The organism is Chitinophaga sp. RAB17, from assembly GCF_052114225.1.
GTDB lineage: Bacteria > Bacteroidota > Bacteroidia > Chitinophagales > Chitinophagaceae > Chitinophaga.
In genome coordinates, this window is record NZ_JBFREI010000001.1 from 1,101,438 (window position 1) to 1,117,481 (window position 16,044).

The window sequence follows — 16,044 nt, forward strand, 5'->3', positions numbered from 1 at the left end:
GGATAAAGTAGTATTGGCTTTCGGGAGAATCAACCCACCCACAGCACTAACCAGCACAAACAAAAAGCGGGTGTCTCCAAATGGAAACACCCGCTTCTATATGTTTGAAAATGCTTTACAGCACTATTCTTCTTCATCAAACTGGAACACTTCCTTAGAAGAGGCCAGGATGTCGTATTCTTCCTTGGAACCTACGATCATGTTTTCGAACTCACGTAAACCAGTACCGGCAGGGATCAGGTGACCTGTGATCACATTCTCCTTCAGACCCATCATATCATCGGTCTTACCGTTGATCGCAGCCTGTGACAGTACTTTGGTTGTTTCCTGGAACGAAGCAGCAGAGATCCAGCTACGGGTACCGAGGGAAGCCTTGGTAATACCCTGCAGGAGCGGGCTGGAAGTAGCCGGACTTGCATCACGGAATTCAACCAGTTTCTTATCTGCACGACGTAACAGAGAGTTTTCTTCACGAACCTGGCGCAGGGTCACTATCTGACCAGCTTTCAGGTTAGCAGATTCACCTGCTTCCGTTACAACCTTCTTATCGAAGATCATATCGTTTTCTTCAAAGAAGTCAAATCTATCTTCAGTATCACCTTCGAGGAAGCGGGTATCGCCCGGATCTTCGATGTTTACTTTACGCATCATTTGACGAACGATCACCTCAATGTGTTTGTCGTTGATCTTCACACCCTGTAAACGGTATACTTCCTGGATTTCATTTACCAGGTATTCCTGTACGGCAAACGGTCCTTTGATAGACAGGATATCTGCAGGAGTAGTAGAACCATCGGAGAGAGAAGTACCGGCCTTCACGAAGTCACCGTCCTGAACCAGGATATGACGTGTTAATGGCACCAGGTATTTCTTGATCTGACCTTCACGGCTTTCGATGATGATTTCGCGGTTACCACGTTTGATGTTACCGAATGCTACCACACCATCAATTTCAGAAACGATGGCAGGGTTGCTTGGGTTACGTGCTTCAAAGAGCTCAGTTACACGTGGCAGACCACCCGTGATATCTCGCAGTTTACCGATAATACGTGGGATCTTCACAATTACCTGACCCGCTCTCACCTTATCACCTTCAGTGATAACGATGTGCGAACCTACTGGTAAGTTGTATGATTTCACTTCTTTATTACCTTCTACCAGGATAGACGGAATCTTATTCTTGTCTTTGGTTTCAATTACCACTTTCTCACGGTGACCTGTTTGTTCATCCGCTTCTTCACGGAAGGTAATACCTTCAATGATGCTGTCGAAACGAATGCTACCCGGAATTTCAGACACGATAACGGCGTTGAACGGATCCCATGTACAGAGCATATCACCTTTCACTACTTTCTGCCCGTCTTTTACCAACAGGGTAGAACCGTAAGGGATATTGTTGGTTACCAGCAGACGATCATTTTTCACGTCCATGATACGCAACTCACCGGTACGACCGATAACGATCTGTACTTTTTCACCCTGATTATTTTCATAGGTGGTAGTACGTAAGCCATCGAATTGTACAGTACCATCAAACTTAGCTGGCATACCGGATTCAACGGAAGTAGAACCGGCCACACCACCCACGTGGAAGGTACGCAGTGTCAACTGTGTACCAGGCTCACCGATTGACTGTGCAGCGATGATACCTACAGCATCACCTCTCTGTGCAGTGTAACCGCTCGCCAGGTTTTTACCATAACATCTCACACACACACCACGACGGCTTTCGCAAGTCAGTACGGAGCGGATTTCTACGGTTTCAATAGCACTTTCTTCAATCCTGTGTGCAATCTCTTCTGTGATCTCTAAACCAGCACCTACGATCAGTTCATCATCATTATGAGGATCAAATACATCGTGCAGGGAAGTACGTCCAAGAATACGGTCGTACAGTGTTTCAATCACTTCTTCATTATCTTTCAACGCTGAAGTAGCAATACCACGGAGGGTACCACAATCTTCTTCGTTAATTACCACATCCTGCGCAACGTCCACCAGACGACGGGTCAGGTAACCCGCATCCGCTGTTTTCAACGCCGTATCCGCAAGACCCTTACGGGCACCGTGCGTAGAGATGAAGTATTCCAATACGTTCAAACCATCTTTAAAGTTGGACAATACCGGGTTTTCGATGATCTCTGAACCGGTAGATCCACTCTTACGCGGCTTGGCCATCAGACCTCTGATACCAGCCAGCTGTTTGATCTGCTGCTTGGAACCACGCGCACCGGAATCCAACATCATGTATACAGAGTTGAATCCTTGCTTGTCTGCCGCCAGCTCACGGATCAGGGTTTCAGTCACCTTCGTATCCACGCGTGACCAGATATCAATGATCTGGTTATAACGTTCGTTGTTGGTGATCAGACCCATGTTATAGTTATCCCAAACTTCTTCTACTTCACCGGCAGCACCATCAATCATGTCTTGCTTAACATCTGGGATGATCAGGTCATTAATGTTAAATGACAGACCACCGCGGAACGCCATGCGGAAACCTAATTGTTTGATGTCATCCAGGAACTTCGCAGTCTTAGGAATATCTGTTGCTTTAATGATATCACCGATGATTTCACGCAGTGACTTCTTGGTCAGCAGGGCATTTACATAACCGGCTGCTTTAGGTACGTGCTGGTTGAACAGTACGCGACCTACCGTAGTTTCGATCAGTTTTCTTTCCAGCGAACCATCTGCGGTTCTTACATCTGCTTTAACACGGATGTGAGCATGCAGATCGATGCGATCTTCATTCAGTGCGATGATTACTTCTTCAGCAGAGTAGAAAGCTTTACCTTCTCCTCTTACTACCACATCACCCATCGTTTTCTTACCCTTGGTAATGTAATACAGACCAAGAACCATGTCCTGTGAAGGCAGGGTGATTGGCGTACCATTCTGCGGGTTAAGGATGTTGTGTGAAGACAGCATCAGCAGTTGGGCTTCCAGAACAGCAGCGTTGCTCAAAGGCACGTGTACCGCCATCTGGTCACCATCGAAATCCGCGTTAAACGCAGAACATACGAGTGGGTGCAACTGTATCGCTTTACCTTCCACCAGTTTAGGCTGGAAAGCCTGTATGGACAAACGGTGAAGGGTTGGCGCACGGTTTAACATAACCGGGTGACCTTTCAATACGTTTTCCAAAATATCCCAAACCACCGCTTCTTTACGATCTACCAGCTTCTTAGCTGATTTCACGGTTTTAACGATGCCTCTTTCAATCAGTTTACGGATAATAAACGGTTTGAATAATTCAGCCGCCATATCCTTAGGCAAACCACATTCGTGCAGCTTCAGTTCAGGTCCTACCACGATAACAGAACGTCCGGAATAATCCACACGTTTACCGAGCAAGTTTTGACGGAAACGACCTTGTTTACCTTTCAGTACGTCTGACAGTGATTTCAGTGCACGACCACCTTCCGCTTTCACCGCGTTGGATTTACGGGAGTTGTCGAACAGGGAATCCACTGCTTCCTGCAGCATACGTTTTTCGTTACGAAGGATCACCTCAGGTGCCTTAATTTCGATCAAACGTTTCAGACGGTTGTTACGGATAATTACCCTGCGGTAAAGGTCGTTCAGGTCGGAAGACGCGAAACGGCCACCATCCAGAGGAACTAACGGACGCAGTTCAGGAGGTACCACCGGGATATATTGCATCACCATCCATTCAGGACGGTTTTCAACTCTGCCATTTGCTTCACGGAAAGCTTCCACTACGCTCAGACGTTTCAGCGCTTCCGCTTTACGTTGCTGGGAAGTTTCAGTAGCCGCCTGGTTACGCAGCTGATAAGAAAGACTGTCCAGATCAATACGGGCCAGCATCATTTCTACCGCTTCCGCACCCATTTTAGCAATAAACTTGTTAGGATCTTCATCCGGTAACAGCTGATTGTCTTTTGGTAAGGTGTCCAGGATGTCCAGGTATTCTTCTTCAGTGAGCAAATCACCGTAGTTCATACCTTTCTCCTGTTTCATACCCGCCTGGATGATCACGTATCTCTCGTAATACACGATGGTTTCCAGTTTCTTGGAAGACATTCCGAGCAGGTAACCAATCTTGTTAGGCAGGGATTTGAAATACCATATATGTACAACGGGTACCACTAAACGAATGTGGCCCATTCTTTCACGACGTACTTTCTTCTCCGTTACCTCTACACCGCAGCGATCACACACAATACCCTTATAACGGATACGTTTGTATTTTCCGCAATAGCATTCGTAATCCTTTACAGGCCCGAATATTCTTTCGCAGAATAAACCATCACGTTCCGGTTTGTAAGTACGGTAGTTGATAGTTTCAGGTTTCAGCACCTCACCGTATGAACGCTCCAGAATAACATCCGGAGAAGCCAGACTGATGGTAATGCTGTTAAAATTTGATTTAGGACGATTTTCTTTCTTGATAGCCATCTGTAATTAGCTTTTAGCTGTTAGCCGTTGGTGATAAGCCAGCGACAAAAATTTTATTCCTGCGAAATATCCAAGCTATCAGCCATTAGCATTGCTGCTAATGGCTGGTAGCTAAAAGCTCTTAGTCAAATTTCAGATCCAGACCCAGACCACGCAATTCATGGATCAATACGTTGAAGGATTCAGGCACACCTGCTTTAGGTATGTTGTCACCTTTCACGATAGATTCATATGCTTTGGCACGACCAACGATATCATCTGATTTAATAGTAAGCAGTTCCTGCAGGATGTTGGATGCACCATATGCTTCCAGTGCCCACACCTCCATCTCACCAAAACGCTGACCACCAAACTGGGCTTTACCACCCAGCGGCTGTTGGGTAATGAGACTGTACGGTCCGATAGAACGGGCGTGCATCTTATCATCCACCATGTGGCTCAGTTTAAGCATATAGATAACACCTACGGTTGCCTTCTGGTGGAAACGATCTCCCGTTTCACCATCACACAGGTAAGCGTGACCGAAGCTAGGTAAACCGGCTTCTTTGATATAATCAGCAATTTCATCTGTAGTAGCACCGTCAAAGATCGGAGTCGCAAAGCGTACACCCAGTTTCAGACCAGCCCAACCTAATACGGTTTCGTAGATCTGTCCAAGGTTCATACGGGAAGGTACCCCGAGTGGGTTCAGTACGATATCCAGTGGTGTACCATCTTCCAGGAAAGGCATGTCTTCATCACGCACAATCTTGGCAACGATACCCTTGTTACCGTGACGTCCAGCCATCTTATCACCCACTTTCAACTTACGCTTGCTGGCCAGGTAAACCTTTGCCAGTTTCAGTACACCCGCTGGCAGCTCATCACCGATAGAGATGTTGAACTTCTCACGTTTGTAACGACCCAGCTCTTCGTTGAATTTGATGTTATAGTTATGCAGCAGGGTATTGATCTGATCGTTCACCACTTCGTCTGTTGTCCAGCCCAGTGGGTTTACGTTCATGAAATCAATGTTTACCAGGTTCTTCGGAGAGAACTTGGAACCCTTAGAGATCAATACTTCACCGTAAGTGTTGGTAATACCCTGAGAGGTTTTATCCTTCAGTAATACCAGCAATTTGCTCATCAGCACTTCCAGCACATCTTCCGCATTCTTCTGGTGAATTTTCTCCAGTTTCTCGATAGCTGCTTTCTCACGGGTTTTGGAGTTCTTATCTTTCTTGGCGCGACTGAACAATTTCTTGTCGATCACCACACCTTCTGTTGACGGAGGTGCTTTCAGAGAAGCATCTTTCGCATCAGAAGCCTTGTCACCGAAGATCGCTCTTAAGAGTTTTTCTTCAGGAGAAGGATCAGATTCACCACGCGGAGTAATTTTACCAATCAGGATATCGCCTTCCTTAATGTGTGCACCAACACGGATGATACCGTTCTGGTCAAGGTCTTTGGTAGCCTCTTCACTTACGTTAGGAATATCCGGAGTCAGTTCTTCTTCACCCAGTTTGGTATCACGAACTTCCAGTTCATATTCATCGATGTGGATGGAGGTAAACAGATCCTCACGTGCAACACGCTCAGAGATTACGATCGCATCCTCAAAGTTGTAACCTTTCCAAGGCATGAACGCCACCTTCAGGTTACGTCCCAGTGCCAGTTCACCACCGCGGGTAGCATAACCTTCTGTTAAGAAGTCGCCATCCTTAACGCGCTGACCTTTCTTAACGCAAGGTCTGAGGTTAATACAGGTGCTTTGGTTGGTTTTAACGAATTTGGTCAGTGTGTAAACGATCAGATCGTCTTCAAAGCTCACCAGTTTCTGCATTTCATCACGCTCGTAACGAACATGAATTTCATTTGCATCCACAAATTCGATCACACCATTACCATCTGCAGTAATCTGCAAACGGGAGTCACGCGCAGCTTTGCCTTCCAATCCGGTACCTACGATAGGCACTTCAGGGTTCAGCAATGGTACCGCCTGACGTTGCATGTTTGATCCCATCAACGCACGGTTGGCATCATCATGTTCCAGGAACGGAATCAATGAAGCACTCAAACCTACGATCTGGTTAGGCGCCACGTCCATGAACTCCACATCATCTCTGTCGAGAATCGGGAAGTCACCGGTTTCGCGGGATTTTACTTTTTCGTTTAAGAAATGGCCTTTATCATCCAGTGGGGCGTTCGCCTGTGCAATCTTCACAGAATCTTCCTCTTCAGCACTCAGGAACTCCACTTTATGCATATCTACTTTACCGTCTCTTACTTTGCGGTAAGGTGTTTCAATGAAGCCCATTTCATTCACTTTTGCGTGAACGCAAAGTGTAGAGATCAGACCAATGTTTGGTCCTTCTGGTGTTTCAATGGTACAAAGACGGCCGTAGTGGCTATAGTGAACGTCACGCACCTCAAAGCCTGCTCTTTCACGACTCAGACCACCGGGTCCGAGAGCGGAAATACGACGTTTGTGCGTGATTTCTGATAACGGGTTTGTTTGATCCAGGAACTGGGATAACTGGGAAGTACCAAAGAAGGAGTTGATCACGGAAGACAAAGTCCTGGCGTTGATCAGATCTACCGGGGTAAATACCTCGTTATCACGTACGTTCATTCTTTCACGGATGGTACGTGCCATACGTGCAAGACCAACACCAAACTGAGCATATAACTGCTCGCCTACAGTACGCACACGACGGTTAGACAGGTGATCGATATCATCGATTTCTGCTTTACCATTGGTCAGCTGTACCAGGTACTTGATGATGGAGATGATGTCATCCTTCGTCAGCACTTTCATGTCTAACGGAGTAGGAAGACCTAATTTTCTGTTGATCTTATAACGACCTACGTCACCTAAATCGTAACGTTTGTCGGAGAAGAACAATTTATCGATGATACCCCTTGCAGTTTCATCATCCGGCGCATCCGCACCGCGCAGTTGGCGGTAGATGTGCTGAACAGCTTCCAGCTCGGAGTTAGATGTATCCTTATTTAATGTATTGTAGATGATGGAGAAATCGCCGCTCACCTCTTCTTTCTGCACGAAAACGCTTTTCAATCCCATGTCTACGATGGTTTCGATATTCGCTTCATCCAGGATGCTATCACGCTCCAGCATAATTTCATTACGCTCGATGCTCACCACTTCACCGGTATCTTCATCCACAAAGTCTTCCACCCAGCTTCTTAAAACACGGGCAGCCAGCTTTTTGCCGGCATATTTATCAAGACTTTTTTTGTCTGCTTTTACTTCATCTGCCATGCCAAACAGCTGCAGGATATCCTTATCTGTTTCATAGCCGATGGCACGCAACAGAGTGGTAACCGGGAATTTCTTCTTACGGTCGATGTAAGCGTACATCACGTTGTTGATGTCCGTTGCAAACTCCATCCATGCGCCCTTGAACGGGATCACCCTTGCCGAGTAGATCTTGGTTCCGTTCGGATGTACAGATTGACCAAAGAAAACACCAGGTGAACGATGCAGTTGGGATACAACCACGCGCTCAGCACCATTAATAACGAAAGTACCTCTTGGAGTCATGTAAGGAATGTTTCCTAAAAACACATCCTGGACAATCGTCTGGAAATCCACATGCTCCTCATCATTACAGCTGAGGCGGAGTTTCGCTTTCAACGGTACGGAATAAGTAAGCCCACGCTCAATACACTCCTCGATGGTATAACGCGGAGGATCCACGAAATAATCAAGGAATTCCAGATTAAAGATATTTCTGGTATCCGTAATCGGGAAGTTCTCTTTAAATACTTTAAAAAGTCCTTCGTTGTTTCGCTTGTCTGGTGTGGTTTCTAATTGGAAGAAATCCTTGAAAGATTGGATTTGGATAGCCAACAGATCCGGTGTCTCAGTAACTTGTTTGATCTTTCCAAAATTTACTCTTTCGTTTGTTTGGGCTTTTTTTAGAGACATATTCGAAGTTAGCAGTTATATGACTTGTAAGAATTAGGGAAATTAAGATTTCTTTGCCAATACCATCCCAATTTATTTATGCCTTCTGCACGTGGTCAAAGTCACCTTATTAGTGATTCCCCGTTTTGACTCTCTGAAAAAGACACTTTCCCAAAGGGAATAAGGCCAAAAGTGCAAAAGCACTTTTGACCTTTAAAAGATGTATACTTAAGCAAAGAATTACTGAATTTCAACATCAGCACCAGCTTCAGTCAGCTTAGCTTTCAGGTCTTCAGCCTCAGCTTTGCTTACGCCTTCTTTAATAGATTTAGGCGCACCGTCTACCAGTTCTTTCGCTTCTTTCAGACCTAAGCCGGTCAGATCTTTAACGATCTTAACAACGTTCAGTTTGCTTGCACCAGCAGCTTTCAGAACTACGTTGAAGGCAGTTTTTTCTTCAACTGCAGCAGCTTCACCAGCAGCAGCAACTACAACTGCAGCAGCAGCTGGTTCGATACCATATTCTGATTTCAGAACATCTGCGAGTTCTTGTACTTCCTTAACAGTTAAACCTACTAATTGTTCAGCTAATGCTTTTACGTCTGCCATTTTATAATGTTTTAATGTAATGTTTGTAATGTTGTTGTTAATTATATTGTGACTTGGAAGCCGATTGTGCTTTTAGCTTTTAGCTACCAGCTTTTAGCAAGCGAATAGTTCAAAGCAAAAAGAGTTATTCTGCTGCTGGTGCTTCCACTGCAGCTTCTTCTTTCTTGCCTTTTTCCAGCAAAGCAGCGATAACGCGTTTTGCAGGTGATTGCAAGAGACCGATAACTTCGCCGATAAGCTCGTTCTTGGTCTTGATGTTGGTCAAAGGAACCAGTTGGTTGTCACCGATGAAGATTTCATCTGCAACAAAAGCAGCTTTCAATACAGGCTTTTCCAGCTTGTTGTTAGCTTTACGGAAAGCAGAGATGATCAGAGCCGGCTCTTTCGGGCTGTCAGAGAACATCAGGGCTGTTACACCACTCAGGCTTTCATATAAACCTGCATACTTTTCGCTATCCAGAGATTCCAGTGCCTTGCGGATCAGGGTGTTTTTAGCCACCTTCATTTCCACTTGCTTATCAAAGCATACTTTCCTCAGGCCATTTACCTGTGCTACTGATAATGATTCAGTATTAGTGATATAAAAGTTGCTGTATTGAGAGAACTTACTTTTCAGCAGTTCAATCGCTTCTTGTTTTTGATCTTTATTCATATTAAAACGTTTGTAGCAAGCCCCATCTTTACAGATAACGACTACAACTCGTGATCAATTAGTTTTGAACAGATTTAGTATCGATAACAATACCTGGACTCATGGTGCTTGCCATAGACAGACCTCTCAGGTAAGTACCTTTTGCAGTAGCTGGTTTCAGCTTGATGATAGCATTGATCAGCTCCAGAGAGTTCTGCTCAATTTTATCAGATGCGAAAGATACACGACCGATAGAAGCGTGGATGATACCAGCTTTATCAACCTTGAAAGTGATTTTACCGCCTTTAACATCGTTTACTGCAGCTGCAACGTCGTTGGTAACAGTACCGGTCTTAGGGTTTGGCATCAGGTTACGGGGACCTAAAATCTTACCCAGTTTACCGATCTTCGGCATTACAGAAGGAGTAGCTACGATTACATCAACATCAGTCCAACCAGCTTCGATCTTCTGGATAAATTCATCCAGACCAACGAAGTCAGCACCTGCTTCTTTTGCAGCAGCTTCTTTATCAGGTGTGCAGAGCACTAAAACCTTCTTAGTCTTACCAGTACCGTGTGGAAGCGTTACGGAACCACGGATGGCTTGATCTGCTTTCTTAGGATCAACGCCTAAGCGGATATGTAAATCGACAGAGCTGTCGAATTTAGTACAGTTAATATCTTTAACCAGGCTAGAAGCTTCTTTCAGGCTGTAAACCTTATTTTTTTCAAGCTTAGCGTCAGCTACTTTTCTCTTTTTAGTTGCCATTTGTCAAAATGATTTTAAGATCCTGCCTCAACAGGGTGAAACAATTAGTTTTCCCAAGGAGCTTTACCATCAACAGTAATACCCATGCTACGCGCAGTACCAGCTACCATTTTCATAGCGCTGTTCAGCGTAAAGCAGTTCAGATCAGCCATCTTATCTTCTGCGATAGCCTGTACCTGAGCCCAGGAAACTTTACCCACCTTGTTACGGTTTGGTTCTTTGGAACCACTCTGTAATTTAGCAGCTTCCAGCAGCTGTACAGGTGCCGGAGGAGTTTTAATTACAAATTCGAATGATTTGTCAGTGTAAACAGTCAGCAACACAGGCAATACTTTACCCATTTTATCCTGGGTACGGGCATTGAATTGTTTGCAGAACTCCATGATGTTCACACCTTTGGAACCCAGTGCGGGACCAATTGGAGGTGCAGGGTTGGCCTGGCCGCCTTTCACCTGCAATTTCACGTACGTTGAAATCTCTTTTGCCATGTTTTTTAATTTAATTTGGTTAAACGCCCCCTGCAAAACAGAAGACTCCCAAAACTAAAAGGAACTAAAATAACCTTTTAAAGGGGATGCAAAGGTATATATTATTACGAAATTGTCAAAAAGTATTTGAAATTGGGCATCCTTTTTGCTTCAGAAAGGATTTTTTTTACAAATCTATTGCATTACCCGAAATTTTTCCTTACAATCCGAAGCCGGCAAAGTTACGATTTCTCCGCCACTTGTGCGTAAAACAATTCCCGTCGCTTAGCTTTCTCTGTTTTTATATATTTATTGACAAAAGATTGCTCACTCATCACCTTTCCCTTCATCTCCGTTATTGCCTGCAACAGCTCGTCCATATTATGTTTAATCGCATCGTCAGGAATATGCAGCCCCGAAAGCGCCTTTTCAGCAGCCGTCAGCCGGCCGGCAATCCCATCAATCATCTTCTTTAATATCTCATCCTTCGTTTCCGGCAAAAACTGCCTGTTCTTGAAGCCCACATACTCATTATATAACTTCACCACGTCGGTATAATCCCGGTTCACGGCATTAAACTGGTCTACCCGCCTGTTCCTTGCCTCTATTTCCTGGTTGGCCGCCAATACCTTAATGGTCTGATCCATCCAGTCCAGTTCCGTCATAATAAATGGATTCGCTGCCCCGCCAAACTGCCGGATCCTGACAGAGGCATGTTGCAACCGTTCCAGACGAGACTGCCGTGCCCAGGCATTCAAACTATCATTGAAAGCAAACACTGACCGTTTCGTTGCTGCTGCAAAGCCCTGGCTGTTCAGCTCGTCATGACGTAACGGAAATGATAACATCTGCCACATGGGATCATAAGGCATATGCGTTTTCACCGCCAGCTGCGGCAGTGCCTGGAACCAGCTCCAGTTGATCTTCTGGATAAAACGACCATTATCTACCACTCCTGCTCCCCAGGTAGGATCTGTAATGCTCCACTGCGTGCCATTTTTTATTACTACCCAGTCATGTGAACCTGTAGGAATCATAATATCATTCAGCAAACCGTAGCCAGTTACCACAATAGCATTAATGCCTGCTTCCCGGCATACCTGTGCATATAATACCGCATAGTCAGTACATAAGCCTTTGCGGGTACGCAACGTTCTGAGTATTGCCGCCGCCGAATCCCTGTAACTATTAGGCTGATTCATATTGGCCACATCATAGGCAATATTATTTGCCATCCAGCTGAATAATGACTGCTGTAAAGCCATACTATTGCTGGTATGCGCCTGTAACCACTTAGCCATTGCTGCGGGAGACGTAGTGGCTGATTCGGGTAGCTGAGGAATAGCCAGGGTAGTGGCTGGTTTAGTAGATTTGCCGGTTTGTGCGTCAGCTGCTGTACATAGCAGCAGCCCAAGCAAGACAGAAATAACTGATTTCATATAATAATGAGATATAGGGAGATTGTGTTTAAAAGTCCGGGCAAGGCCCGGGACCATCCTAAAAATATAAAAAAGAGAAAACTTTTTTTCCTCTATCTGAATATCCAACTATGTAAACTTATCGCCAGTTCATTTTATAAAACAAGGTTTTCCGGAATAATTTTCCTGTTTTAAGGTATTTCGTCAGGAAGACCTGTTCTTCCGCGATACGTTGTTTTAATCCGGCAGCAGAAGCTTCTATTTCCATTTTATTTGTGGTATAGGGAGGCTCAGTTGCATTCACGCTACTGAGCATCTTAGTGATGTCATTCAGCTCTGCAGCCATGCCGTCCACCCATTCCCGGATCTCTTTATCAGACTTTACCGGGGTATACTGGTTGTTTCTAAAAATTATATACCGGTTAAAGGAATTGATCACATCATTGCACCGGCTGCTGGCCTGATTTATTATATGGGCCTGTTTATTTTGCTCATCTACCAGCTTCTTTTGTTTACTGTATGCTATTGTATTATGAAGATTGGTTAATTCTACAGAGATCAGCTGATTGGTGATGCCATACTGCGTTATTCTGTTCACCGAATTCTCAGCCCGGGCCAGTTCCGGCATCAGCACATACGCTGCCAGCGTATCCCTGTAATTGAATGTCGGGCGACTGCTCCCCGCTGTCCACTTTCCATCCCGGATTTCATCGTGCCGTAAGGGCTGATCCTGGAATTGGAACAAAGGATCGAAGGGTACATGTGTTTTAATGAATACAGCCGGAGCGATGAGGAAATGTTGCCAGTTAATCTGTTGCACATATTCATTATCCCTTGCATAGCCGGATCCCCAGGTAGGATCAGCCAGCAGCCATTTATTGTCTGTAAACACAGCCACCCATACATGACTGGCATTATTAGGCCTTCCCGCACTGAGTGTATATCCGCTCACCAGCCACGCAGGAATATTGGCGCGGCGGCAGATGTCCATGAACAGGCTGGCATATCCCTGGCAAACAGCGATACGGGTTTTCAGGGTTTTGCTGATGGCATCAGCAGTATCTTTATAATAATCTGGTTTAAAGGTATTCACCATATCATAGCTGATGTGGTCAGACATCCAGCTGTAAAGGGATTTAAGTATGGCAACCTGGCTTTTGTTGTGGGCTACCAGGTAGGCCGCCATTGCGGCTGGCGTAGTGGTCACCGAATCAGGCACGCGTGCAAAATTAACGGCAAAGGCCACTGGTTTAACGGTTTTTTGGGCTACAGTCTGGGCCTTTACGCTTCCGATGAGAAAGAAGCAGGTGGCACCCATTACCAGGCATTTGATATTCATGGTTATTTGATGTTCATGGCCATAGGTAAATGAGAAAAGCGCTCCGGTGTTCCGGAACGCTCTTCAATAAAGATATTGTATAAAAAATTAAGAAAGTTTTTCTACCTGCATAAAGTTCAGCTCTACCGGAGTAGCACGGCCAAAGATCTTTACAGTTACTTTCAGTTTTTTCTTGTCTTCGATTACTTCTTCGATCACGCCGTTAAAGTCGTTGAATGGACCATCAATAATTTTAATGGTTTCACCTACGATGAAAGGTTCACTCATGGTTAATCCCTGATCGCTCAGTTCATCCACTTTACCTAACATTTTATTTACTTCAGCTTTACGGAGTGCGATTGGTTTTTCTTTTCCAAGGAAGTGAATAACGCCGGATACATTACGTATGGCTTGTATTACTTCATCGGTCATTTTACCATCTACCGCTTCGATCATCACGTATCCGGGATAGAAGTTTTTTTCGCGCATTACTTTTTTACCAGCCTGCACTTTATAAACTTTTTCCACCGGCAGGAAGATCTGGCTGATTACGTTACCCCAATCGGAGCGGCGTACTTCAATATCCAGGTATTCCTTCACTTTTTTTTCCTTGCCACTAACAACGCGGAGTACATACCACTTTGTTTCCTGAGCAGGAAGATTGGCTGCATCCATTTATTTAGCTTTGAAAATTTCGTAATAGTGTGTTAACACAAAATTGGAAGCGGCATCCATACCCCATACCAGTGCGGTAACAAATATTGTTGCTATCAGTACAATCATGGTAGATGACTGGAGCTCTTGCCAGGTAGGCCAGGACACCTTGTAAACCAATTCATGATAAGACTCGCGGAAATAGTTTCTGATCTTATTCATTCTATAAAGTTAACTATTTATGGTCAATTGTTTAAAGCCTAAAAAATGGTTGACTTGTTTTATTTTGTAATAACAACAATTCAACCATTTAATTATATTTTTTAAACCTTGCACGGGTACTAGGATTCGAACCCAGATCAAAGGTTTTGGAGACCCGTATGCTACCGTTGCACCATACCCGTGTATAAAGCCATTAGCAGTAAGCTTTTAGCAGCCAGCAAATCTATATTAATTTTCTGACATTTAATCGCCAAAGCTAATGGCTCTTCAATATTATTTAGTTGCTTATTTCAGGATTTCAGTAACCTGACCAGCACCTACTGTACGACCACCTTCACGGATAGCGAACTTCAGACCTTTGTCCATAGCGATAGGCTGGATCAGTTTAACTGTCAGACTAACGTTATCACCAGGCATAACCATTTCAACACCAGCTGGTAATTCAACTTCACCTGTTACGTCAGTAGTACGGAAGTAGAACTGAGGACGGTATTTGTTGAAGAACGGAGTGTGACGGCCACCTTCTTCTTTGCTCAGTACGTATACTTCGCATTTGAATTCGGAGTGAGGTTTGATAGTACCTGGCTGGCAGATAACCATACCACGACGGATCTGAGTTTTCTCAATACCGCGGAGTAACAGACCAGCGTTATCACCTGCTTCACCTTCGTCGAGGAGTTTTTTGAACATCTCAACACCAGTACAAGTAGATTTCAGTGGTTCTTCCTGCAGACCTACGATTTCAACGTTCTCACCAACTTTGATGCGACCGCGTTCGATACGACCTGTAGCAACTGTACCACGACCTGTGATAGAGAATACATCTTCTACTGACATCAGGAACGGTTGATCAACCGGACGTGGAGGCAGTGGGATGTAAGTATCAACAGCATCCATCAGTTGGTCGATAGCAGCAACCCATTTTTCGTCACCAGCGAGAGCGCCAGTTGCAGAACCCTGGATTACAGGAACGTTATCACCGTCAAAACCGTTAGAAGACAGCAGATCACGGATTTCGATTTCTACCAGTTCCAGCAGTTCCGGATCGTCTACCAGATCAACTTTATTCATGAATACCACGATACGAGGTACACCTACCTGGCGAGCCAGCAGGATGTGCTCTCTTGTTTGCGGCATAGGACCATCTGTAGCTGCCACCACGAGGATAGCACCGTCCATCTGAGCAGCACCGGTGATCATGTTCTTCACATAATCCGCGTGACCAGGACAGTCAACGTGAGCGTAGTGACGAGCAACTGTCTGATACTCAACGTGAGCTGTATTGATAGTAATACCTCTTTCTTTTTCTTCAGGAGCAGCATCGATCTCATCATATCCTCTCTTCTCTGCCAGACCTTTATTTGCCAAAATTGTGGTAATGGCAGCAGTCAAAGTAGTTTTACCATGATCCACGTGGCCGATGGTACCAATGTTTACGTGGGGTTTATCCCGCTTGAAGGTTTCTTTTGCCATTGTATTTTCTTTTTAGATGGTTTGTAAAGATTGTATTGATTGTTGTTTTAAAAAAACGGTTTTACAAACTTGTACCGTTGATGAGAATTGAACTCATGGCCTCCCCTAAATAAAAATGGGTCGCTCTTCCATTGAGCTACAACGCTAAGTT

The 16,044-nt window shown here is 44.8% G+C and carries 11 protein-coding genes and 2 tRNA genes; all 13 read right to left on the reverse strand.

The genetic code is table 11. The annotated features are described in order from the left end of the window. Positions 1-123: 123 nt before the first annotated feature. Positions 124-4,422, reverse strand: coding sequence for a DNA-directed RNA polymerase subunit beta' (gene rpoC, locus AB4Z08_RS04220; protein ID WP_441572522.1), 4,299 nt, complete (start codon positions 4,420-4,422; stop codon positions 124-126). A 121-nt stretch (positions 4,423-4,543) separates the two neighbouring features. Then, entirely contained in the window at positions 4,544-8,353 is a 3,810-nt protein-coding gene (rpoB, locus tag AB4Z08_RS04225) for a DNA-directed RNA polymerase subunit beta (protein WP_133808749.1), read from the reverse strand. Positions 8,354-8,572: 219 nt separating this feature from the next. After that, positions 8,573-8,941: a 50S ribosomal protein L7/L12 gene (gene rplL / locus AB4Z08_RS04230; RefSeq protein WP_441572523.1), complete on the reverse strand. Its 369-nt coding sequence runs from the start codon at positions 8,939-8,941 to the stop codon at positions 8,573-8,575. A 124-nt stretch (positions 8,942-9,065) separates the two neighbouring features. After that, entirely contained in the window at positions 9,066-9,593 is a 528-nt protein-coding gene (gene rplJ, locus AB4Z08_RS04235) for a 50S ribosomal protein L10 (protein ID WP_133808747.1), read from the reverse strand. A gap of 58 nt (positions 9,594-9,651) precedes the next feature. Next, complete coding sequence (gene rplA / locus AB4Z08_RS04240; protein ID WP_089902929.1) at positions 9,652-10,341, reverse strand: 50S ribosomal protein L1; 690 nt, start codon at positions 10,339-10,341, stop codon at positions 9,652-9,654. Between the two features lie 44 nt (positions 10,342-10,385). Further along, positions 10,386-10,829 (reverse strand): 50S ribosomal protein L11, encoded by a 444-nt coding sequence (gene rplK / locus AB4Z08_RS04245; RefSeq protein ID WP_331964243.1) that lies wholly within the window; start codon positions 10,827-10,829, stop codon positions 10,386-10,388. A 221-nt stretch (positions 10,830-11,050) separates the two neighbouring features. Continuing rightward, positions 11,051-12,247, reverse strand: a complete 1,197-nt coding sequence (locus tag AB4Z08_RS04250; protein ID WP_441572524.1) for a transglutaminase domain-containing protein — start codon at positions 12,245-12,247, stop codon at positions 11,051-11,053. Between the two features lie 118 nt (positions 12,248-12,365). Continuing rightward, the gene (locus AB4Z08_RS04255) at positions 12,366-13,565 is read right to left on the reverse strand and encodes a transglutaminase domain-containing protein (RefSeq protein ID WP_441572525.1); all 1,200 of its coding nucleotides are present in this window, start codon (positions 13,563-13,565) and stop codon (positions 12,366-12,368) included. Positions 13,566-13,652: 87 nt separating this feature from the next. Then, complete coding sequence (gene nusG, locus AB4Z08_RS04260) at positions 13,653-14,219, reverse strand: transcription termination/antitermination protein NusG (RefSeq protein ID WP_089902937.1); 567 nt, start codon at positions 14,217-14,219, stop codon at positions 13,653-13,655. Then, the gene (secE, locus tag AB4Z08_RS04265) at positions 14,220-14,420 is read right to left on the reverse strand and encodes a preprotein translocase subunit SecE (RefSeq protein WP_106527941.1); all 201 of its coding nucleotides are present in this window, start codon (positions 14,418-14,420) and stop codon (positions 14,220-14,222) included. Positions 14,421-14,531: 111 nt separating this feature from the next. Beyond that, positions 14,532-14,602, reverse strand: a tRNA-Trp gene (locus AB4Z08_RS04270). Positions 14,603-14,705: 103 nt separating this feature from the next. After that, positions 14,706-15,893, reverse strand: a complete 1,188-nt coding sequence (tuf, locus tag AB4Z08_RS04275; RefSeq protein WP_441572526.1) for an elongation factor Tu — start codon at positions 15,891-15,893, stop codon at positions 14,706-14,708. Between the two features lie 72 nt (positions 15,894-15,965). Further along, a tRNA-Lys gene (locus AB4Z08_RS04280) sits at positions 15,966-16,039 on the reverse strand. Positions 16,040-16,044: the final 5 nt, after the last annotated feature.